Below are 20,246 nucleotides of genomic sequence, written 5' to 3' on the forward strand. Positions count from 1 at the left end.
TGGCATACAAGTCGTAGTTCGGTTGTTTCAGCGGTAACGAGGTAGGTGGCTGGGGGTTTTTTCAGCCCACCGCCTTGATGAGCCGCTCGCGCCCCGCCTTGGCCAGCATCGAAGCCACCGCGCAGGAGGCCAGGCGTGCCGGCTCCGAGTCGGCCCGGCTCGTCAGGATCACCGGCGCCCGGGTGCCCAGCACGATGCCCGCCGCATAGGCCCCGCCCAGGAAGCTCAGGCTCTTGGCCAGCATGTTGCCCGCGTCCAGGCTGGGCACGATCAGCACGTTGGCGCGGCCCGCCACCGGCGAGACGATGCCCTTGATGCGCGCCGCCTCAGGGTCGATGGCGTTGTCCATGGCCAGCGGTCCGTCGAGCTGCGCCCCGGTGATCTGGCCGCGGTCGGCCATCTTGCACAGCGCGGCGGCATCCAGCGTGGAAGGCACCTTGGTATTGACCGTCTCCGTGGCCGAGAGAATCGCCACCCGCACCGCCGGCATCAGCAGCGCATGCGCCAGGTCGATCGCGTTCTGCACGATGTCGACCTTTTCATCGAGCGTGGGCGCGATGTTGATGGCGGCGTCCGAAATGATCAGCGGCTGCGAGTGGCCCGGAATGTCCATCACGAAGCAGTGACTGATGCGCCGCGAGGTGCGCAGCCCGCCTTCGCGCCGCACCACCGCGCCCATCAGCTCGTCGGTGTGCAGGCTGCCCTTCATCAACGCATCGACCTCGCCGCGCAGGGCCATGGTGACGGCGGCGTCGGCTGCGGCGTGGCTGTGCGGGGCGTCGACGATGGGGATGTTGGAGAGATCTGCGTTGGCTTCGCGTGCCGCAGCCTCGATCTTTGCGCGGGGGCCGACCAGGGTGGGGGCGATGAGACCGAGCGCGGCTGAAGCCAAGGCGGCTTCGAGCGAGACGGCGTTGGCTGGGTGGACGACCGCGACGCGCAGCGGTGGGAGGGCGCGCGCTGCGGCGATCAGGCGGTCGTAGTGGGGGTGGGTGGCGGGAGATGCGGGTGGCATGCGGGCTCCGGAGAGTGGGGGGGCACTACGATGTCACGGATTTTCCCTTGTCGCGTAGATCGATCGATGCGGCAGCCTCACGCAAGCGGCCGAGCAACTGCATCTCTGTGATCGCCGTTATGACGAACACCTTGAACAACTTCGGAAGGAAGGGCTGATCAATGGCTAAGAAATTTGCAGACCTGCGGGCGAAGATGAAGCCCGATGCTCAGGCACATTCCAACACCAAGGTGCTGGAAATGCTGGCAGAAATGCCGCTCTTCGAACTGCGTCAAGCGCGCAGCCTGTCTCGGAAGATGCTCGCCGAAGTTTTGCACGTGCAGCAGCCGTCGATTGCAAAGCTGGAGCGACGCACGGATATGTACCTCTCGACCCTGCGTAGCCACATCAAGGCGATGGGCGGCGAATTGGAGGTAGTGGCTCGCTTTCCCGATGGTGCCGTGAAGATCACCAACTTTGCCGAAATCGATGATGTCGAAGGCATCGCTCGTATATAGCTTGGCGACCTGGATCAGACAGCCTTTCGCGAGCGGGTCTTACGACGTGGAGTGGGACATGATCAAGAGCGGAACGCGGCGGCCCGGTCACTCCGGCGGAGTGGACGGCGGTGCTTGCCGCCCGGATGCCGAGCGTGCAAAGCGCGTTTCAGCACTTCAGATCGAAGAATCGCTTGCGGGCCTTGTAAAGGTCGACATCGGCACGAGCCTTTGCTTCGCCCGATGCTCCCGCTGCGTCCGACTCCAGTTGGGATAGACGATTGTCGAGATTGGCGCACTGGGCCTGATCGTCCCTGGGCAGCTTGACGCGGCGACGCATCACGTCCATGTCGGCATGCGAGCGGCCATGGAGCGGACGGAGTGCATTGTCGAAGGTCGTATTGAACTCTTCGCGCTGCACCTCGCGGCCTTTGCGGGACTGCCCGCTCATCTTGTCCATGCCTTGCGTGGGTGTCGCGTCGATCACCTTGGCCCCGACGCATGGGGCGTCCGAGTAGCTGACCTTGCCGTTCGTCTCGCAGCGATAGACCGGGTGTTGCGCCGCGGCTGGGAAGATCGCGATGGCCAACAGGGCAGTGGCCAAGCACAGCGGGCGCCAAAGCGCATGGCGGGTAGGAATCGGCGTGGAATGCGACAGCATCAGAGTCATGCCTCAAATCCTTCTTACATCGCCTAAGACAAAAGCCCCGTCGCTATCGTCCTGATAGCAACGGGGCTTTTTATTTGGTGCCGGAGAGATGAATCGAACACCCGACCTTCTCATTACGAATGAGCTGCTCTACCGACTGAGCTACACCGGCGAAGCCTCGGATTATAGCAACACCGTCAGGCCTTTTCTGCGTGGTACTTGGTCAAACGCTCGACTTCGTTACGCGAACCCAACATCACGCTCACGCGCTCGTGCAGTTTGGTGGGCTGCAGCTCCAGGATGCGCTGCTTGCCGTTGGTGGCGGCGCCGCCTGCCTGCTCGACCAGCCAGCTCATGGGGTTGGCCTCGTACATCAGGCGCAGCTTGCCGGCCTTTTCGGGCTCGCGCTTGTCCCACGGGTACATGAACACGCCGCCGCGCATCAGGATGCGGTGCACGTCGGCCACCATGCTGGCAATCCAGCGCATGTTGAAGTCCTTGCCGCGCGGGCCTTCCTTACCGGCCAGGCATTCGTCGATGTAGCGCTTCATGGGCTCGTCCCAGTGGCGCATGTTGCTCATGTTGACCGCAAATTCTTTTGTATCGGCCGGGATCTGGATGTCTTCCTGCGTGAGCACGAAGCTGCCTTGCTCGCGGTCGAGCGTGAACATGGCCACGCCGTTGCCCACGGTCAGCACCAGCGTCGTTTGCGGGCCGTAGATGCAGTAGCCGGCGGCCACCTGCTGGGTGCCGGGCTGCAAAAAGTCGGCTTCCTGCACGCCGGGGGTGTCGTCGGGCTTCTTCAGCACGCTGAAGATGGTGCCGATGCTCACGTTCACGTCGATGTTGCTGCTGCCGTCGAGCGGGTCGAACATGAGCAGGTATTCGCCCTGCGGGTAGCGGTTGGGCACCACGTAGATGCTGTCCATTTCCTCGCTGGCCATGGCCGCAAGGTGGCCACCCCATTCGTTGGCTTCGATGAGCACTTCGTTGGCGATGATGTCCAGCTTCTTCTGGATCTCGCCCTGCACGTTCTCGCTCTCGGCGGTGCCGAGCACTCCTCCCAGCGCGCCCTTGTTGACGGCCTGGCTGATGCTCTTGCAGGCGCGGGCCACCACTTCGAGCAACAGGCGCAGCTGGCCGGGAATGAGGCCGTCGGCGCGTTGCTGTTCGACGAGGTAGCGGGTGAGGGAGATCTTTTGTTGAGCCATAGGGTTCTGCTTCCTGGATGGGGTTCGGTTGCGATGTCGTGGTTGGCCGGGGTCAGTCGGCGTTGTCTTCGGGCCAGGGGGCGCCGAGGTCGTAGGCGATGCGCGTTGCAACGTCGGTGGCCGCCTTGGCGAGCCCTTCGTTGAGCAGCTTGCCCTGGTTTGCCAGCCACAGCGCGCGGCGGGTGCTGCGCTGCGTATTGGCGTCCTTGCCGCGCAGTTCCTGTTTCAGCGAAGGTCCGACGAGGTCCGACAGCGACACGGTCGAGCGGTACGAATACTCGTGCCAGAGCGTTCGCTTGTCGGCAGAGCCGATGAGCACATTGGCGCGCACGACGGCCTGGTCCTCGTCGTCGGAAACACTGGCCCAGCCTTCGACCACGGTTTGGGCATTGCCGGCGTTCAGTGGGTAGCCCCTGAACTGATCGCGGGTGGGGGGCTGGTAGGTGGCGTCGCGATAGTGAGGGCTGGTGCGCAATGCCTTTTCAAGGCGCGCGCCGAGTTGAGGCGCCAGTTCATAGCTTCCCATGACCGCCAGATAGAGGGCCGACCGAGACTCGCTGTCTTCCTGAAGCGATGCCTGGTAGCCCTGGTTGGCGGCCCCGGCCGCGCCACCGAGGGCCATGGCGCCAATGATTCCCACGCCGGGAATCGCCGACAAGCCGGCGCCCACGGCTCGCATGCGCTTTGAGCCTGCTGCGGGATCGTTTTCCACGCCGATGCCGGTATCGGGCGCTACCACCTGCACGGTCGAGCCGGGCAGGGTGGCCAGCTGCGAAGACTTGATCCACGGCTGCCGCGAGCTGCTGCCGCCCGCGCAGCCGGCGAGCGCTGCGCAGAGCAGCATCAGCACCGCCGCGAGTGCCGGCCGCTTCGGAAGGCGTTCAGTTGCCGGCCAGCGCACGCGTCACCACCTCATGCGTGTCCTTGCTCAGGTCGGGCTTGGCCGCCACGCGGGCAATCGCTTCGCGCGCGGCGCTGCGGTAGGGCTCGGCCAGCTTGCTCCAGCGGTCGAGCGCGCGGGCGAGGCGGGCGGCCACCTGGGGGTTGATGGCGTCCAGCTCGATGACGCGCTCGCTCCAGTACACGTAGCCGGCCGCGTCGGGGCGGTGGAACGCGCCGGGGTTGGCGCTGCAGTAGCTGAAGATCACGCTGCGGGCGCGGTTGGGGTTCTTGATGGAGAAGTCCGGGTGCTTCATCAGCTGCTTGACCAGCGGCAGGATGTCGCCGCCGCGGTCGGGCGCGCCGGCCTGCAGCGAGAACCACTTGTCGATGACCAGCGCCTCGTCCTTGAAGATGGCATGGAAGCGCGCAAGCGCCTGCGCAGCCAGCGTGTGGCCCGACGACACCAGCGCGTTGAGCGCGTTGAAGCGGTCGGTCATGTTGCCGGCGTCCTTGAAGCGCTGCAGCGTCTTGCCGGGCCACACGGTGTCGCCAGATGAGCGCGCCGCCAGGCACAGGAAGTTGAGCGCCATGCCGGCCAGCGCGCGGCGGCCCGACGAGGTCGGGTCGGGCGTGTAGGCGCCGGTGTCGTGGTTTTCTTCGTAGACCTGCTGCCAGTCCTGGAAGAGGGCGGTGGCCAGCTGCGCGCGCATGGCTTCGCGCACCAGGTGCACGCGCTGCGGATCGACCACGTCGAGCTGCTCGGAAATGTAGGTTTCCGAAGGCAGCGTGAGCACCAGTTCCTTGAAGGCGGCGTCGAGCTTGGGGTTGCGCAGCACGCTGCGCATGGCGTCGAGGTAGGCGTCGTTCAGCACCGGGGTGGTGTCGGTGGCCAGCGCGGCAATGCCCTGCAGCGCGGCGCGCAGGCCCAGGCGCTGGCCGGCTTCCCAGCGGTTGAAGGGGTCGGGGTCGTTGGCCAGCAGGGTGAGCAGCTGGGCGTCGGTGTACTCGAAGTCGAGGATCACCGGCGCGCTGAAGCCGCGCAGGATGGAGGGCACGGGTTCGGCGTCGAGGCCGACGAAGGTGATCTGCTCGCCGGCGCGCGAGAGCACCACGGTGCGCGTGCAGGGCGTGCCCGGCGCGCCGCGGGTCACTTCGCTTTCGCCTTCGAGCTGCAGCGGCAGTTCGCGCCCGCTGGCGTCGAGCAGGCCGATGTTCACCGGAATGACGAAGGGCTCCTTGGTGGGCTGGCCCGGCGTGGGTGGGCAGCTCTGGACGATGCTCAGGGTGTAGCTGCGGTTCTGCGCGTCGTACACGCCGTGGGCGGCCAGGCGCGGCGTGCCGGCCTGGCTGTACCAGCGCTTGAACTGCGGCAGCAGGCGGGCGAGTTCGGAATCGGGGTTGGCGTCGGCAATGGCCTGGGCGAAATCGTCGCAGGTCACGGCTTGGCCGTCGTGGCGTTCGAAGTAGAGCGTGATGCCCTTCTCGAAGCCCTTGCGGCCGACCAGCGTCTGCATCATGCGCACCACCTCGGCACCCTTTTCGTAGATGGTGACGGTGTAGAAGTTGCTGATCTCGATGTAGCTGTCGGGCCGCACCGGGTGGGCCATGGGGCCGGCGTCTTCGGGGAACTGGGCGGTGCGCAGCACGCGCACGTCCTCGATGCGCTTGACGGCACGGGCCGAGGCGTCGGCGCACAGGTCCTGGCTGAATTCCTGGTCGCGGAAGACGGTGAGGCCTTCCTTCAGCGAGAGCTGGAACCAGTCGCGGCAGGTCACGCGGTCGCCGCTCCAGTTGTGGAAGTACTCGTGGCCGACCACGCTTTCGATGTTGCTGTAGTCGGCGTCGGTGGCGGTGGCCTGGTTGGCCAGAACGTACTTCGTGTTGAAGATGTTCAGGCCCTTGTTCTCCATGGCGCCCATGTTGAAGTCGCTGGTGGCCACGATCATGAAGCGGTCCAGGTCCAGCGGCAGGCCGAAGCGCGCTTCGTCCCACAGCACGGAGTTGACCAGCGAGTTCATCGCATGCTCGGTCTTGTCGAGGTCGCCGGCGCGCACGTACACCTGCAGCAGGTGTTCCTTGCCATTGCGCGCGGTAATGCGTTGCTCGCGCGCCACCAGCTTGCCGGCCACCAGCGCGAACAGGTAGCAGGGCTTCTTGAAGGGGTCGACCCACTTGGCAAAGTGGCGGCCTTCGGGCAGATCGCCCTGCTCGACGAGGTTGCCGTTCGACAGCAGCACCGGATACGCAGCCTTGGCGGCGCGCAGCGTGACGGTGTACATCGCCATCACGTCCGGACGGTCGAGAAAGTAGGTGATGCGGCGAAAGCCCTCGGCCTCGCACTGCGTGAAGAAGGTGTCTTCGCTCACGAACAGGCCCATCAGCTTGGTGTTCTTGATGGGGCAGCAGGTGGTGAAGATCTCGAGCTCGAAGGCATCGGGCAAACCGTCGATGACGAGCTGGTCGCCTTCCATGCGGAACGATGCGCCCTGGCCGTTGACCAGCACGCGCGCCAGGTTCAGCTCGTCGCCGTCCAGGCGCAGCGGCTGGGCCGGCGCGTCGGGGTTGCGGCGCAGCTGCATGCGGTTGAGCACGCGGGTCTTGGCGGGGTCGAGGTCGAAGGTGAGGTCGACGGTGTCGATCCAGAATGCCGGAGCGGCATAGTCTTCGCGGCGAATGGCAATCGGTTGCCCTTGGGCGTCACGCTGCAGCAGCATCGAGTGTCTCCAGAAAATTCGAATGGGCGAGTTCGTCGTAGTCGCGAACCGCGGCAATCACATGGGGGCCGGCAAGCTCGGCGGCGGAATGGGTGCTGCACACGGCCACGGCACGCATGCCGCCGCGGCGCGCGGCCTCGATGCCGAAGGGCGCATCTTCAAAGACGATGCAGCGCTCGGGCGCCACGCCGATGCGGCGCGCGGCTTCCAGAAAGATCTCGGGCGTGGGCTTGCCGGCAAAGCCTTCGTCGCCGCCGACAATGGCCAGCGGCAACGGGTCCATCTTCAGGCGCGACATCGCAAACTCGATGTTGTGCCGGTCGCCGGCGGTGCCCACGGCCACCTTCAGGCCGCGTGCCACGGCGGCCTTGGCAAAGGCGGTGAAGCCGGCCACTTCGGTGAAGTTGTCGCTGAACATGGCGCGGTAGATTTCTTCCTTCTCGTGCACCAGGCCCAGGCACTCGGCGTCGGAAAGCTCGCGCTGGAACAATTCGCGCATGCACTCGGCGCCGGTGCGGCCCGTGGTGCGCGCAAGGATGTCGGTCACGTCGAGCGTGAGGCCGTGGCGTTCGACAAACTCCACCCACGAGCGCGCATGCCACGGCATGGAGTCGATCATGGTGCCGTCCATGTCGAAGATGAAGGCTTCGACCTTCCCGTGCTTCAGGCTCATCGCTTACACGCCCTGCTTGAGCGAGGCTTCGATGAACACATCGAGGTCGCCGTCGAGCACCTTTTGCGTGGCCGAGACTTCGACATTGGTGCGCAGGTCCTTGATGCGGCTGTTGTCCAGCACGTAGCTGCGGATCTGGTGGCCCCAGCCCACGTCGGTCTTGCTGTCCTCGAGCTTCTGCTGCTCTTCCTGGCGCTTGCGCATCTCGTGGTCGTACAGGCGCGAGCGCAGGCGCTTCCACGCCACGTCGCGGTTGCTGTGCTGGCTGCGGCCGTCCTGGCACTGCACCACGATGCCGGTCGGGATGTGCGTGAGGCGCACGGCCGAGTCGGTCTTGTTGATGTGCTGCCCGCCCGCGCCACTGGCGCGGAAGGTGTCGGTGCGCACGTCGGCCGGGTTGATCTCGATCTCGATGGAGTCGTCGATTTCCGGGTAGACAAAGATCGAGGCAAAGCTGGTGTGGCGCCCGCCCGACGAGTCGAACGGCGACTTGCGCACCAGGCGGTGCACGCCGGTTTCGGTGCGCAAGAGGCCGAAGGCGTAGTCGCCCTCGACCTTGATGGTCGCGCCCTTGATGCCCGCGGTGTCGCCCGGGGTTTCGTCCTCGATCTGCGTCTTGAAGCCCTTGCGCTCGGCGTACTTCAGGTACTGGCGCAGCAGCATGCTGGCCCAGTCGCAGGCCTCGGTGCCGCCGGCGCCGGCCTGGATGTCGACGAAGGCGTTGAGCGGATCGGCCGGGTTGTTGAACATCCGGCGGAATTCGAGCTGCTTGATGTCGGCTTCGAGCGCGGCGGCGTCATCGGCAATGGACTGCAAGCCGTCCATGTCGCCGTCTTCCTTCGACATCTCGTAGAGCTCGGTGTTGTCCGACAGGCCGCTGGTGAGGCGGTCGAGCGTGACGACCACGTCGTCGAGCGACTTTTTCTCGCGGCCCAGTTCCTGGGCCTTCTTGGGGTCGTTCCAGACGTTGGGATCTTCGAGCGAGGCGTTGACCGTCCTCAGGCGTTCGGCTTTGGCATCGTAGTCAAAGATACCTCCGTAAATCCGCAGTCCGGGCGCTCAGGTCTGCAAGCGTTGCGCCGATCTGGTTGATTTGTTCTGCGTCCATGGGGTGTCCTGACTGTGTTCGGGGGAAACCCGGCATTTTCTCACGGACCGATAACCCGCCCTGCAGAGCCCCTGTATTGCTCCTTCCCCTTCCGGGAGAAGGCTGGGATGGGGGCGGTTCCCGCATTCGGTGCGGCCTATTCCAGCACCGCCGTTGCCGCCTCGGGGTAGAGGTTCGGAAACAGGATGTTCAGCGAGCGCAGCGGAAAACCGATGCTCAGCTCCGAACGATGGCTGTCGCTTTTCAGAAGTCCGTCCTTGATGAATCGAGAAATCACTTTTCGGGCCGTTCGCTCTTCCAGTCCGGTCATCCGGATGAACTCTCCGCGCGACACCGTGCCACCAACGGCAATCGTATGCAGCGGCAGCAGTGCCTCCTGGCGATATTCCGTGATGCCCTCCGTCGCGCCGCGCACCAGCAAGTAGGCGCGCATGCGGTCCTTGAGCTTGGAAAGGTCGAGCATCGAAGCCATGAAACTGACTTGGTCTTCGCACAGTTCGAGGAAGTAGCGGCACCACTCCCAGAGCATTTTTTCGCTGAGATTCCCCCGCCCGTCGAGATCTCCCTGCCTTGCGCTGTCCGCGTTGTCCAGCATCCCGAAGTAGCGGTCGCGCTGGCGAGCCAGGCCGCGATTGACAGACCAGAGGCCGCCGCTCATCAAATGCAGGGCGCAATGGGTCTGCAGCCGGATGGCACGCCCGTTTCCGTCTTCGAAGGGATGCGTCCAGGCCATTCGATGATGTGCGGCTGCGATGGTGTAGATCACAGCATCGATGCCCTTGAGGCCACCGTAGACCTCATCCATCCTCTTGAGAAACCGAGGGATCGATTTCCACGCTGGCGGCTGGTGGCGGCCCACCGCGACGTCATGCGTGCGGAGGCTTCCGGGAATGATGACCCGACCGTCATCGGTGAGGCGATCGGGTTCCGGGAGGCGGCGGTACAGGTTCTCGTGCGCTTGTTTCAGGAAGCCGCTGCTCAGTGCGCCCGCTTCGGTGGTGACGATTTCTTCCAGTTCCCGTTCGGCGTCGATGTGTGCCAGTGCGACACGCTGCCGTCTGGCGACGTCCGGCGTGTCGGAAAAGTCTTTGCTCAGCGCGCGCTCGATGTTCACGGGATGTGTGCTTTGTCCCTCGATGCGGTTCGAGTAGTACGAGTTCATCGATCGGACGATCTCGCGCAGCGCAGCCCGTGCTTGCGGACTTGCGGAGCCTTTCATCTCGGACGACTTCTCGAATATTCGGCGCGTGATTTCGCTCAGTTCGCCGAGTTTTTGCGTTGGCAGCAATGGCTCGAACTGATGAGGTTGGTCGTAGACCTGCAAAGGTGCGGGATTGACGGACATGGATTCCGGTTTAAGTTCTGGTTAGTTTAGGATGAAAGCCTTTTAAATTCAATAAGTTACTGAAAAACTGACCGCGATGATTTTCCGGTTGTAGTTCTGGTTGGGAATACCGGAGGAGGTCATCGATGGCAACCCGCCGTAGAAGCAAAAAGCCCCCTGTGCGCGGCGCGGGCGCACAGGGGGCAAGGGGGAATCTGCGTTTGGATCAGAACGCGGGCACCAGCGAGCCCTTGAACTGCGTCTCGATGAAGCTCCTCACCTCGGGCGACTGGTAGGCCGCCACCAGCCGCCTGGCCCAGGGCTTGTCCTTGTCGGCGCGGCGCACGGCGATCAGGTTGGCATACGGACTCTTGGCCGATTCCTTGATCACGGCGTCCTTGTTGAGCGACAGCCCGGCCTTCTCGGCGTAGTCGTTGTTGATGGCGGCAATCGCCAGGTCATCGAGCGAGCGCGGCAATTGGGCGGCGTCCAGCGGCACGAGCTTGAGCTTCTTGGGGTTGCTCACCACGTCCAGCGGCGTGGCCGTGTTGTTCTTCACCGCCTCGGCCTTCAGCGTGATGAGGCCGGCCGACTGCAACAGCAGCAGGGCGCGGTTGCCGTTCGACGGGTCGTTCTGGATGCCGACCGCCGCGCCGTCGGGCAACTGCTCGATCGTCTTGATCTTGCGCGAGTAGAAGCCCAGCGGCGCGGTGATGGTGAGGCCCACGGGCACGATGTCGAAGCCGCGCGCCTTGTTCTGGTTGTCCAGGAAGGGCTGGTGCTGGAAGGCGTTGGCGTCCAGGTCGCCCGAGGCCAGCGCGGCATTGGGCAGCTGGTAGTCGTTGAACACCACGAGCTGGATGTTCAGGCCGTCCTTGGCGGCCACCTTCTTCACCACCTCGAACACCTGCTCGGCGCTGCCGACCGAGATGCCGACCTTGACGGTGTTCTTGTTGCCGTTGTCCTGCGCGAAGGCGGCGCTGCCGCAGAAGATGAGGGAGGCGGCCAGCGTGGCAAGGACGAGGCTGCGGCGGCGAAAGAGGTTCTGCATAGATCGGATGTGCGTTTCACAACAAAAAAGAAGGCGCGAATGTGGCATTGCCCGGCGCGTTTGGGAACGAACGAATCTTCATATCGATATGGCAATGCGCAACGCTCAATCCGAGGTCTTATGTGTTTTTCCGCATAAGCACGAGCCAATTTGTTCGTTCCCTTTTGACGCCTTTGTTTTCATACTCGGCCCCTTTTCGCGAACCTTTGCGGCCGGCTCCGCGCCCGCCGCTGCCTTTTTTATGAGCAACCCTCCGTCCGATGCGGGCCGCGGCAACGCGCAGCCCGTGATCCGTCTTCAATCCGTGCAGAAGTCATTCGCACTGCCGAGCGGCGAGGTGTTCGACGCCGTGCAGTCGCTCTCGCTCGACATCCACCAGGGCGACGTGTTCGGCCTGATCGGCAAGAGCGGCGCGGGCAAGTCGACGCTGCTGCGCCTCATCAACCTGCTGGAGCGGCCCGATGCGGGCCAGGTCTTCGTGGGCGGGCGCGACCTCACCACGCTCTCGCGCCGCGAGCTGCGCGACACGCGCCAGAACATCGGCATGATCTTCCAGCAGTTCAACCTGCTGCAGAACGCCACGGTGTTCGACAACGTGGCCTTCCCGCTGAAGATCCACGGCCGCCATTCCAGGGCCGAGATCGACGCCCGCGTGCGCGAATGCCTGGCCCTGGTGGGCCTGGCCGAGAAGATCGACACCTACCCGGCCCAGCTCTCGGGCGGCCAGAAGCAGCGCGTGGCCATTGCGCGCGCGCTGGCCCCGCGGCCGCAGGTGCTGCTGTGCGACGAGCCCACCTCGGCGCTCGACACCGAAACCACGCGCGCGCTGCTCGAGACGCTGCGCGACATCAACCAGAAGATCGGCGTGACCATCGTGATCGTCACGCATGAGCTCTCGGTGGTCGAGGTGCTGTGCCGCAACGTGGCCATCCTGGAGAAGGGCCGGCTGGTAGAGCAGTTCGCGGTGGTCGATGCGCCGAGCGAAGAGCGCAAGACCGCGCTGGGCCGCGAGATCGACGAGCTGGTGCGCCGCCGCGAACGCGAGGCGCGCGAACCCATCGCGCCGCGCCCGCCGTCATTGCAGCGCAGCCCGCAGGAGGTGGCCTATGTTTGAGAACATCGCCCCCATCCTCCCCGAGCTGTGGGTGGCCACGGGCCAGACCTTCATGATGCTGGCCATCGGCCTCTCGGCCGCGGTGCTGATCGGCGGCCCGCTGGGCATCCTGCTGTTCCTGCTGGGGCCGGGCCAGTCGCTCGAGAACAAGCCGGCGTTCCTGGTGCTCAACTGGATCGTGAACACCGTGCGCTCGTTTCCTTTCATCATCTTGCTGGTGGCGCTGGTGCCGTTCACGCGGGTGATCGCGGGCACGTCCATCGGCCCGCTGGCGGCCGCGGTGCCGCTGTCGTTCGCGGCCATTCCGTACTTTGCGCGGCTGGTCGACCAGTGCCTGCGCGAAGTGCCGCGCGGCGTGATCGAGGCCGCGCATGCCATGGGCGCCTCGGAGCTGCAGATCGTCTGGCGCGTGCTGGTGGTCGAGGCGCGCTCCGGATTGGTGCTGGCGCTCACGGTGCTGGCGGTGAGCTTTCTTTCCTACTCGGCGATCGCCGGCGTGGTGGGCGGCGGCGGCATTGGCGACCTGGCCATCCGCTACGGCTACTACCGCTTCCAGACCGACGTGATGGTGCTCACCGTGGCGCTGCTCGTGGTGCTGGTGCAGATCCTGCAGTTCGTGGGCAACACCACGGCGCGCAGGCTGGACAAGCGTTGAATCTCTTTTTCTCTCGTTCCTTCTTTTTTTGATTTCATGAAAACCGCTCTGCTGCGCCGCTCCGTCCTTGCCCTGTCCCTGGTCGCCGTGTCCTTCGGTGGCCTTTCGTTGGCGCAGGCCCAGGAAGCCAAGAAGAACCTCGTGATCGGCGGCACCGCCGGCTCCAACATCGACCAGCTCAAGGCCGGCATCGTGCCCATCCTCGAGAAGAAGGGCTACAGGGTGAAGCTGGTCGAGTTCAACGACTACGTGCAGCCCAACCTCGCGCTCGCGCAGGGTTCGCTCGATGCCAACTTCTTCCAGCACCAGGTCTACCTGAAGAAGTTCTCGGCCGACCAGAAGCTGGACCTTGCCGAACTGGTGCAGGGCCCCATTGCACCGCTGGGCGTGTACTCCACCAAGCGCAAGACGCTGGCCGAGGTGAAGGAGGGCGACCGCTTCACGCTGCCCAACGACCCGAGCAACCTGGCCCGCGCGCTGGTGCTGCTGGAGCAGAACAAGCTCATCACCATCAAGCCCGGCGTCGATCCGCTGCGCGCGTCCGAGAAGGACGTGGCCGAGAACCCGAAGAAGCTCAAATTCATTCCGCTCGAGGCCGCGCAGCTGCCGCGCTCGCTGGGCGACACCGAGTACGCCATCGTCAATGGCAACTTCGCGATCTCGTCGGGCCTGAAGCTGAGCGAAGCCGTGGTGCTCGAGAAGACGCCCGACTACTATCTGAACGTGGTGGCCGTGAAGAGCGCGGACAGGAACGCGCCCTGGGCCAGGGACATTGCCGAGGCCTACCGCTCGAAGGAATTCAAGGCCGTGGTCGACAGCAAGTTCCAGGGCTACGCCAAGCCCAGCTTCCTGCAGTAGTTCTTCTTCTCAAGCCAAGGACGCCCATGCCCGTGCTCGCCGTTTTCGATGCCGAAGGAAGCTGGCGCGACACGCATGTGTGCGACGGCTGGATCACCGAACACCTGGCGCGGCAAGGTGTGGCCTGGGGCCGCGAAGACGACGCACCGGAAGGCCAGCGGGTTCTCGACCGCGTGGGGCTTTTCTACCTGCCCACGCAGGACGGCTACCTGGGCCTGCTGTTCGAGGCCGGTGAATGGGTGGCCCTGCCGGCCGGCAAGCCGCATGTCTTCGACGCCGGCGAGGCGCATTCCTTCGATGGACTGCCCGCCGCACTGCCGCTGTTCGAGGCTTTCGTCGAACAAGTGCTGTCCCTCACGGGCAACGACGCCGACGACGAAGCGTGAACGAAAGCGTCCCCTGAGCGGCGGAGAGCCGGAGCGCGTGCCTACGCGCCGGAAGACGGATGGCCGCGCAGTGTGTGCAGTTCGCGGCGCAGCGCCTCGGACTCCTGCTTGAGGGCAAGGATGGCCTCGTAGGCCTTGCCGAGCTCGCCTGGCGCGCTGGCGGCCTGGGCCCGGAGTTCGTCGCGCTCCCGTTCGCAGTTCTGCAGCTGCTGCCGTGCCTGCGCCAGCGCGAGCATGTCGAAGGTTTCCGCGTGGTGGCGCAGGAGCTCCGTGGACTCGGCGTCGTATCCGTTCTGGGTTTCGCCGAAGTCCGCCAGCCGTCCCAGGCGCACGAGGGGCGGTCCGGGCCTGCGAAAGACCGCGACGAAATCGGCCCAGCCGGACGCCGCGGGGCGGGCGACGAAGGACTCGACCAGTTCGACTTCGACGCCCCGGCGCCGGCCCCATTCGACCAGCGCCACACCGGCATCGGGATAGAAGCGCCAGCAATCGACCGGATACCGGTGAAACGCATGGTTGCTTGGCGCATTGACATAGAGCAGACCGCCGGGCCGCAGCAGACGCACGAGCTCCAGAAAAGTTTCCCAGAAGCAGGGGTCATGCTCGAGGGCCGAACTCGTGACGACCACGTCGGCGCAGGCGTCGGGCAGCGGCAGGGGGTCGCCCGGCGTGACCACCTTGTCCACGCCCCGGCCAGGCGCGGCGTCGAGACCGAGATAGCTCGCCGTGGCGGGGGCATGGTCCCTCAGTGAGCCGTTGACGTCCTGGCTGCCGAGCTCGACCACATCCCTGAAATGCGGCTGCCAGTACAACGCGAAGAAGCGGCGGCCATGTTCGTAGGCGGTGTCATGCATGGTTCATTTTGTCTCGCAGTTCGTGCGCAGCGCAATGGCTCTCAGGGCGAAAGAATCATCACCTTGCACTGGCTCGGCACGATGCGCATGCCCACCATGTTGCTGCGGTTCTGCGTGCTCAGGCTGGTCATGCGCGTGGCCGGCGTCCCCTTGATGAGCACGGTGAACGCGCCCGTCACGTGCCGCGACTGGCTCATGAAGGTCTGCGAGACGATGCCGCCGCCCGCCCCGGTGGTATCGCCCAGCGTGATCGGCGTGGTGGTTGCCATGTTGTGCGCGGGCATGCACATGAAGAGGATGTTCCACGCGTTGGGCACGGCCGTGGGGCCGAACGCCATGTTGGGGTAGGGAATGGGCGCCATCGCGGCGGGTGGGGTCTTGCAGACGTCGGGAAAGGCGAGGTCCATTCCCATCAGCTGGCAGTTGGCAAACATTGCGGTGCTCCTTTTGCTGCGGGCCGGGTCAGCCCATGTGGATCTGCGCGGCATCGACCTTCACGAGCTCGCTGGCCGTGACCACCGTGTGCCGGGCATGCAGGCGCGCCGTGCCGCCGGCTTCGCAGTCGAGATGGCCCACGCGGACCTGCTCGGTCTCGTCCACCACGCGCAGCGCATTGCGCGCCATCTGCACGATGCGATCGGCCACCGATTCGAGGACGCGCCCGACCAGCCGCAGCCGCCCCACCGTGGCGTCGAGGGCCTGGCCGGTGAAGTGCAGGTCGTCGACGCGGCACTGTCCGCTCGCGGCCTGGAGCTTCCATTGCGCGGCGTGCATCTGGAGCTCGCCGCCGCTGCGCAGCCGTACGTCGCCGGGGCTTTCGATCGAGAGGGCGCCTGATGTGTCGATGCGGCTGACCGCGTCGTCGGCCTGTTCGAGCACGGCGATCAGGTACACCCGGGCTCCGTCCGGTCCGGACAGCAGCACGGTGTCGCCCACCTCGGGCCGCAGCAGGCAACTGGCGGCTCGGCGGCAGCGCCAGGTCCCGCCGCCCTCGTCTTCGACATCGAAGTGGGCATCGGGCAGTGCGGCCGCCAGCCGGCCCACGAGATGAACCGGCGCGGTGGCTGCCGCAAGGGCGGGGCGCAGTGGAATGACATTCATGGCGGATTCCCTTCTTGATGTGGGTGTGGACGTCTGGAAAGCGGGCGGGCGGTTGCGGGGCTCAGTGCGAGTCGGACCAGGCCTGTGCCTTGAAGAGTTCGGGCTCGTTGTCGATGATCCCGTTGCGGCTGGAAAACCGCGCGCCCTGCTGCTGGGCGCGGTGCAGGCGCGTGCGAAGGAAGTGCGCACCGCCCAGGTCGGCACCGGTCAGGTCGGCATATGAAAGATCGGCGTCCTGCATGTCGGCGTTGCGGAAGTTCGCGCCGGCGCAGCGCGCGTGGTGAAACACGCCGAGCGGCAAGCGGGCTTGCGAGAAGTCGGCGCGTTCCAGCAGGGCCCGGGCCCAGATCGACTGGTCGAAGCGCCCGCCGCTGCAGTTCGCATCGCTGAGGTCGGCTTCAGGGAACAGCGCCTGGCATGCGTCCGCGTTCGAGAAGCTCGCGCGCTTCAGCGTGGTGCCCTTGAAGTTGGCTTGGGTGAGCGTGGCGCCGCTGAAGTCGGCATCGTCCAGGCGGCTGTCCGTGAACTGGCACATGCACAGCGAGAGGTCCGCGAAGCGCTGGCCGCTCAGGTCGCACTCCAGGAACATTGCGTTGAGGCCGGATGCACCCTGGAAAATCGCCGTCTTCAGGTCGAGGCGGTAGAAGGTCACATGGCCCAGCGCCGCGCCGGTGAAATCGGCCCGGTCGAGCTGCGATTCCATGAAGCTCGCGCGCTCGAACTGCCGCGACTGCAGGCGGCTTTCCGTGAGCTCGCAGCGAAAGAACTTGGTGAGATCGAGCCTGGCCTGCGCGAAGCTCGCCCGCGCCGCGTGGCACTCGACGAAGGAGGCGCCTTCCAGCGTGGCGGCATCGAACCGTGCCGTCTCCAAGCGGCTGCGAAAGAACTGCGCCTCCTTCAACCGGGCGAAGGAAAAGTCGCATCCCGAGAGCTGGCAGTGCGACAGCGAGCTGCCTTCGAGGTTGGCCCGGGCGAGGTTCGCGCCGCTGAAATCGACGTCGTCCATCATCGCGCCCGAGAGGTCGAGGCCGCTCAAGTCCCATCCCCTGCAATCGGCGTTGCCGACCTGGGTGCCATGGCGGATCCTGTCGACGAGTTCATCGCGGGTCATTCGGGCGCTGCGGCGCGCCGTGCGGGCCAGGTCTTGGCATGCCGTGTGTAGGCGCCGAGCAGGTGGGTGCTGCCGTCGATCAGGCTTTGCGACACGTCGGTGCGAAACAGGTTGGCGCCGCTCAGGTCGGCCTGCGCGAAGACGGCCTTCGAGAAGTTGGCGTCGATGAGGTTGGCGCCGCGCAAGCTGGCGCCGGTGAGGTCGGCGCGCACGAAGAGGCTCTCGCCCGCGACGAGCCGCTCGAGCTTGGCGCCCTGCAGCGCGCATTCCGAAAAATCGCAGTTGTCCAGGCGCGCTTCGCGCAGGTCCGCCTGTTGCAGCGACGTCGTGCGCAGGCCGCATTGCTTGAGCGCGGCGCGGCGCAATACCGCGCCGGCCAGCGTGCTGCCGTGCGCGAAGCTGCAGGCATCGAGCCGGGCGTCGGAGAAGTCGACCGACCGGCTGCAGTCGCTCGTGACGAAGCTGCAGCGCACCAGGGACGCATTGGTGAAGCGCACATCCTCCAGCGCGCATTCGAGCCATACCACCTGCTGGAAGGAGGCGCCGTCGAAGGCCATGCCGCTCATGCGCAGCTTCGTCAGGAAGACCTGGTGCCAGTCGGAGCCGCGAAAGTCGCAATGGCTCATCTCGCTTTCGGTGAAGCGCGTCTGGTCGAGCACGGTGTTGGCCATGCTGCAGGACGCGAAGCGCGTCTTCTCGCAGTTGGCGCTGCTCAGGTCGGCGCCGGAGAAATCGGCGAACTCGCAGTGCGCGCCGCCGAGGTTGGCGTTGCGGAAGGTCGCACTGGCCAGCGAGGTGCGCGAGAGCCGGGCCCGTGCCAGCACCGCGCCGCTGAAGTTGGCGTCCGACAGTTGCGCGTTGTCGAGGTTGGCGTCTTCGAGCGCGGCGCCGGAGAAGTCGGCCCCGCGCAGGTCCATGCCCGAGAGATCGGCCCCGACGAGCCGCATGCCCGAGAAATTGCGCGCCCCGGGCGCGGCCTCGGCCAGCCGCCGCCGGATCTTCGCGGCGCGGAACGAGGGCATGGGCGGCGCGGCGTCGGACAGGTGGGCGCCGTGGAGGTAGCCCTGCCTGATCTGCGCGGTCATCCGATCCTTGGTGCCCAGGGAGATGAGCGTGGGCGGGGGGCTTTCGGGGTTCCCGGCGGGTGGCGCGGCGGCAAGCTGTTCGAGCTGCCGTATCAGCGCGTCGGGATCGAAGCGCTGCGGCTGCTCGCGGCTTTTCTGCAGCAGCGCGGGGTCGATTTCTTCCTCCTGCCTGCGGCGCATCTGTTCGCCCTGGGCTTGCAGGTTTTTTCGGGCTTCCATCATTTCCCCTTGCAAGCGCTCGAAGTACTCGGGCACGTCGTCGAATTCCAGCGGCGCGGCCGGGGGCTGGGGCGCGGGCAGGTACTTGTCGGGATCGACGCCCAGCGCGATGAGTTCGGCGCGGCGGCTTTCGTGGTCGCGCTGCTGGCCGGCACGCAGGTTGCGCAGCAGCGGCCGCGCCATCGGGTCGGGCGCGTCGAGGATGCCCCAGCGCCCGAGGACCGCCTTGGGTGCGAGGTCGCTGTCGCGAAAGGCGAGCAGGCCGCCGCGCGCGGTGTCCAGGCGCTGCAGCAGCACGGATTGGTAATGCGCGAGCTCGCGCGGCTCCTGCGGCAGCTCGAGTGCCGGCATGATGTGCCGCACGTCTGCCGCGTCGTCCTCGCGCACCGGCAGCACGCCGTGCCAGATCAGCGCCACGCGCTCGCGGTGCGGGAAGAACCAGGCCGTGGTCAGGCGCAGGCCGATCTCGTGCAGGCCGCGGCCTTCCTTGTCGAAGCTTGCGAAGCAGCGCGCGCGCCAGTCGGGCAGGCGGCCGCTCAGCACCGGCTTTTCCGGGTGCATGTTGAGAATTTCGTAGGGCGCGCCGGGCGGGAGCTCCTGGCGCGCGGGCCAGCGCTGGTCTTCGGGCGCGGCGTTGAAGAAGCGCCAGTCCATGTCTTGCGCGAACCCCGGGAAGTGGTGCTCCAGCCAGTGCTGCCCGAACTTGCTGCCCATCAGGGCCATGCGCTGCGGGCTGTCGATGGGCACGGCGCCGAAGCTCGCGGGCGCCACCGCCTGCCCGCGCGAGCGCACGCGAGCATGAACGGCCTCCACGTTGGGTGCGCGTCGCGTGCGGACGCCGTTGATGAACTCGTCGAACGCGCCGATGCCTGCCGGGTTCTCCGGCACGCCCGGCCCGCCGTAGGCGTGCGCCCAGTCCAGCGGCATGGCCTCGAAGGGCTGCGGTGCGGTCAGGCGGCCGTCGAGCCAGTAGCGCTCGCCCGACACGTGCAGGGACTTCTCGAGATCGGCGACGCGCAGGCGCACGGCGCAGGCGGTCTTGTCTTGTTGGTGGTGGGTGTAGCCATGGCCGCTCGCGAGCACCTCCGGCATGCACTTGGGCACGCCCGCATCGAACACGCCCAGGCCGCCGATCTCTTCGCCGACGACCTGCCACAGCTCCTGGTCGGCCATGAGCTTCGGTTCCGCCTCGAGGCTGGCGAAGGCCGTGACGGCCACGCCGAGCTGGTCGACGCCCTGCCAGCGGTATGGCCGGGTGAGGATGCCCAGGCGCAGCGGCTTGACGGTTTTCATCGGCCGGGAACCTCCGAAGGTGCACGAAGCCGGGAGCTGTCGGCGCCGTAGTGGGCGGCCGAGGTACCGCTGCGCTCGACGGCGACCTCGCGGCTCGCCGGATCGAAGCGCACCGCGATGGTCCGGCCGGCCGCGTGGCCGGGCAGTTCGGCGAGGGGAATGGCGGTGGTCTGGTCGACCTCGAAGGTCTCGCCGGTCTCGGCGGCCTGCACGCGAAGGCGCAGCTGCGCGATCGCCCAAGTCGTGCCTTCGCCCGAGCGGCGCTGGCCGGTGTCGGAAAAGGCAATCACCTGCGCCATGGCAGGCGTGCCGCGCGCGAGGATGCGAAGCGCCCTTCGCGTGCGCGACAGGCTCTCGGCGTGCTTGCGGCGCTCGCGCACGAGCGTGACGCAAAGAGTGAACCCCAGCCACGCAAGCAGCGGTGCCAGCACCCACCAGATCGAGAAGGGGACATTCGGCATCCGGCC

The 20,246-nt window shown here is 66.1% G+C and carries 20 protein-coding genes and 1 tRNA gene; 5 read left to right on the forward strand and 16 right to left on the reverse strand.

Translation table 11 applies throughout. The features are described from left to right. Nucleotides 1-61: 61 nt before the first annotated feature. On the reverse strand, nucleotides 62-1,015 hold the full coding sequence (locus VPA02S_RS24265) for a phosphate acetyltransferase (protein WP_062366093.1): 954 nt from the start codon (nucleotides 1,013-1,015) through the stop codon (nucleotides 62-64). A 161-nt stretch (nucleotides 1,016-1,176) separates the two neighbouring features. Between VPA02S_RS24265 and VPA02S_RS24270 the strand changes: the two genes are divergently transcribed. After that, the gene (locus VPA02S_RS24270; RefSeq protein ID WP_062366095.1) at nucleotides 1,177-1,512 is read left to right on the forward strand and encodes an XRE family transcriptional regulator; all 336 of its coding nucleotides are present in this window, start codon (nucleotides 1,177-1,179) and stop codon (nucleotides 1,510-1,512) included. Between the two features lie 148 nt (nucleotides 1,513-1,660). Here the strand turns inward: VPA02S_RS24270 and VPA02S_RS24275 are convergent, their stop codons facing one another. The 9 genes from VPA02S_RS24275 to VPA02S_RS24315 form a co-directional block, all read right to left on the reverse strand. Continuing rightward, nucleotides 1,661-2,161, reverse strand: coding sequence for a DUF4124 domain-containing protein (locus tag VPA02S_RS24275; protein ID WP_027730098.1), 501 nt, complete (start codon nucleotides 2,159-2,161; stop codon nucleotides 1,661-1,663). Between the two features lie 75 nt (nucleotides 2,162-2,236). After that, a tRNA-Thr gene (locus VPA02S_RS24280) sits at nucleotides 2,237-2,312 on the reverse strand. A 25-nt stretch (nucleotides 2,313-2,337) separates the two neighbouring features. Further along, nucleotides 2,338-3,351 carry a class 1 fructose-bisphosphatase gene (locus VPA02S_RS24285; RefSeq protein WP_015866572.1) on the reverse strand — a complete coding sequence of 338 codons (1,014 nt, stop codon included), beginning with the start codon at nucleotides 3,349-3,351 and terminating at the stop codon, nucleotides 2,338-2,340. A gap of 52 nt (nucleotides 3,352-3,403) precedes the next feature. Continuing rightward, nucleotides 3,404-4,201 carry a hypothetical protein gene (locus VPA02S_RS24290; RefSeq protein ID WP_155736632.1) on the reverse strand — a complete coding sequence of 266 codons (798 nt, stop codon included), beginning with the start codon at nucleotides 4,199-4,201 and terminating at the stop codon, nucleotides 3,404-3,406. A gap of 31 nt (nucleotides 4,202-4,232) precedes the next feature. Beyond that, a complete protein-coding gene (gene pepN / locus VPA02S_RS24295; RefSeq protein ID WP_062366098.1) occupies nucleotides 4,233-6,947 on the reverse strand; it encodes an aminopeptidase N in 2,715 nt (904 codons plus the stop codon). Beyond that, nucleotides 6,931-7,620 (reverse strand): HAD family hydrolase, encoded by a 690-nt coding sequence (locus VPA02S_RS24300; protein WP_062366100.1) that lies wholly within the window; start codon nucleotides 7,618-7,620, stop codon nucleotides 6,931-6,933. The genes pepN and VPA02S_RS24300 overlap by 17 nt, the downstream gene beginning before the upstream one ends. Before the next feature lie 3 nt (nucleotides 7,621-7,623). Next, a protein-coding gene (prfB, locus tag VPA02S_RS24305; protein ID WP_125964635.1) for a peptide chain release factor 2 occupies nucleotides 7,624-8,728 on the reverse strand; the annotation gives its coding sequence in 2 pieces (ribosomal slippage) (nucleotides 7,624-8,646 and nucleotides 8,648-8,728; 1,104 coding nt in all). A gap of 136 nt (nucleotides 8,729-8,864) precedes the next feature. After that, nucleotides 8,865-10,073 carry a Fic family protein gene (locus VPA02S_RS24310; RefSeq protein WP_062366103.1) on the reverse strand — a complete coding sequence of 403 codons (1,209 nt, stop codon included), beginning with the start codon at nucleotides 10,071-10,073 and terminating at the stop codon, nucleotides 8,865-8,867. A gap of 205 nt (nucleotides 10,074-10,278) precedes the next feature. Continuing rightward, nucleotides 10,279-11,103, reverse strand: coding sequence for a MetQ/NlpA family ABC transporter substrate-binding protein (locus tag VPA02S_RS24315; RefSeq protein ID WP_062366105.1), 825 nt, complete (start codon nucleotides 11,101-11,103; stop codon nucleotides 10,279-10,281). Nucleotides 11,104-11,344: 241 nt separating this feature from the next. Here VPA02S_RS24315 and VPA02S_RS24320 point away from each other — a divergent pair, with 241 nt between their 5' ends. Genes VPA02S_RS24320 through VPA02S_RS24335 form a run of 4 tightly spaced genes read left to right on the forward strand, consistent with a single transcriptional unit; the run spans nucleotide 11,345 to nucleotide 14,116 of the window. After that, the gene (locus VPA02S_RS24320; protein WP_062366107.1) at nucleotides 11,345-12,217 is read left to right on the forward strand and encodes a methionine ABC transporter ATP-binding protein; all 873 of its coding nucleotides are present in this window, start codon (nucleotides 11,345-11,347) and stop codon (nucleotides 12,215-12,217) included. Further along, complete coding sequence (locus VPA02S_RS24325) at nucleotides 12,210-12,872, forward strand: methionine ABC transporter permease (protein WP_015866564.1); 663 nt, start codon at nucleotides 12,210-12,212, stop codon at nucleotides 12,870-12,872. Before VPA02S_RS24320 ends, VPA02S_RS24325 begins: the two co-directional genes overlap by 8 nt. A gap of 36 nt (nucleotides 12,873-12,908) precedes the next feature. After that, entirely contained in the window at nucleotides 12,909-13,730 is an 822-nt protein-coding gene (locus VPA02S_RS24330) for a MetQ/NlpA family ABC transporter substrate-binding protein (protein ID WP_062366109.1), read from the forward strand. A gap of 26 nt (nucleotides 13,731-13,756) precedes the next feature. Next, nucleotides 13,757-14,116 (forward strand): cupin domain-containing protein, encoded by a 360-nt coding sequence (locus tag VPA02S_RS24335; RefSeq protein WP_018905447.1) that lies wholly within the window; start codon nucleotides 13,757-13,759, stop codon nucleotides 14,114-14,116. A 41-nt stretch (nucleotides 14,117-14,157) separates the two neighbouring features. On the opposite strand, the gene VPA02S_RS24340 is transcribed toward VPA02S_RS24335, so the two are convergent. From VPA02S_RS24340 to VPA02S_RS24365, 6 genes are all read right to left on the reverse strand, one after another. Next, nucleotides 14,158-14,970, reverse strand: coding sequence for a methyltransferase domain-containing protein (locus VPA02S_RS24340; protein WP_062366111.1), 813 nt, complete (start codon nucleotides 14,968-14,970; stop codon nucleotides 14,158-14,160). Nucleotides 14,971-15,011: 41 nt separating this feature from the next. Continuing rightward, a complete protein-coding gene (locus tag VPA02S_RS24345) occupies nucleotides 15,012-15,404 on the reverse strand; it encodes a DUF4150 domain-containing protein (RefSeq protein ID WP_018905449.1) in 393 nt (130 codons plus the stop codon). A 28-nt stretch (nucleotides 15,405-15,432) separates the two neighbouring features. Continuing rightward, a complete protein-coding gene (locus tag VPA02S_RS24350; RefSeq protein WP_062366112.1) occupies nucleotides 15,433-16,071 on the reverse strand; it encodes a DUF3540 domain-containing protein in 639 nt (212 codons plus the stop codon). A gap of 61 nt (nucleotides 16,072-16,132) precedes the next feature. Continuing rightward, a complete protein-coding gene (locus VPA02S_RS24355; protein WP_062366115.1) occupies nucleotides 16,133-17,182 on the reverse strand; it encodes a pentapeptide repeat-containing protein in 1,050 nt (349 codons plus the stop codon). Beyond that, complete coding sequence (locus VPA02S_RS24360) at nucleotides 17,179-19,779, reverse strand: DUF2169 family type VI secretion system accessory protein (RefSeq protein ID WP_062366116.1); 2,601 nt, start codon at nucleotides 19,777-19,779, stop codon at nucleotides 17,179-17,181. The genes VPA02S_RS24355 and VPA02S_RS24360 overlap by 4 nt, the downstream gene beginning before the upstream one ends. Next, a complete protein-coding gene (locus tag VPA02S_RS24365; RefSeq protein WP_062366118.1) occupies nucleotides 19,776-20,240 on the reverse strand; it encodes a hypothetical protein in 465 nt (154 codons plus the stop codon). The genes VPA02S_RS24360 and VPA02S_RS24365 overlap by 4 nt, the downstream gene beginning before the upstream one ends. Nucleotides 20,241-20,246: the final 6 nt, after the last annotated feature.

Source organism: Variovorax paradoxus NBRC 15149, assembly GCF_001591365.1.
Classification (GTDB): Bacteria; Pseudomonadota; Gammaproteobacteria; order Burkholderiales; family Burkholderiaceae_C; genus Variovorax; species Variovorax paradoxus.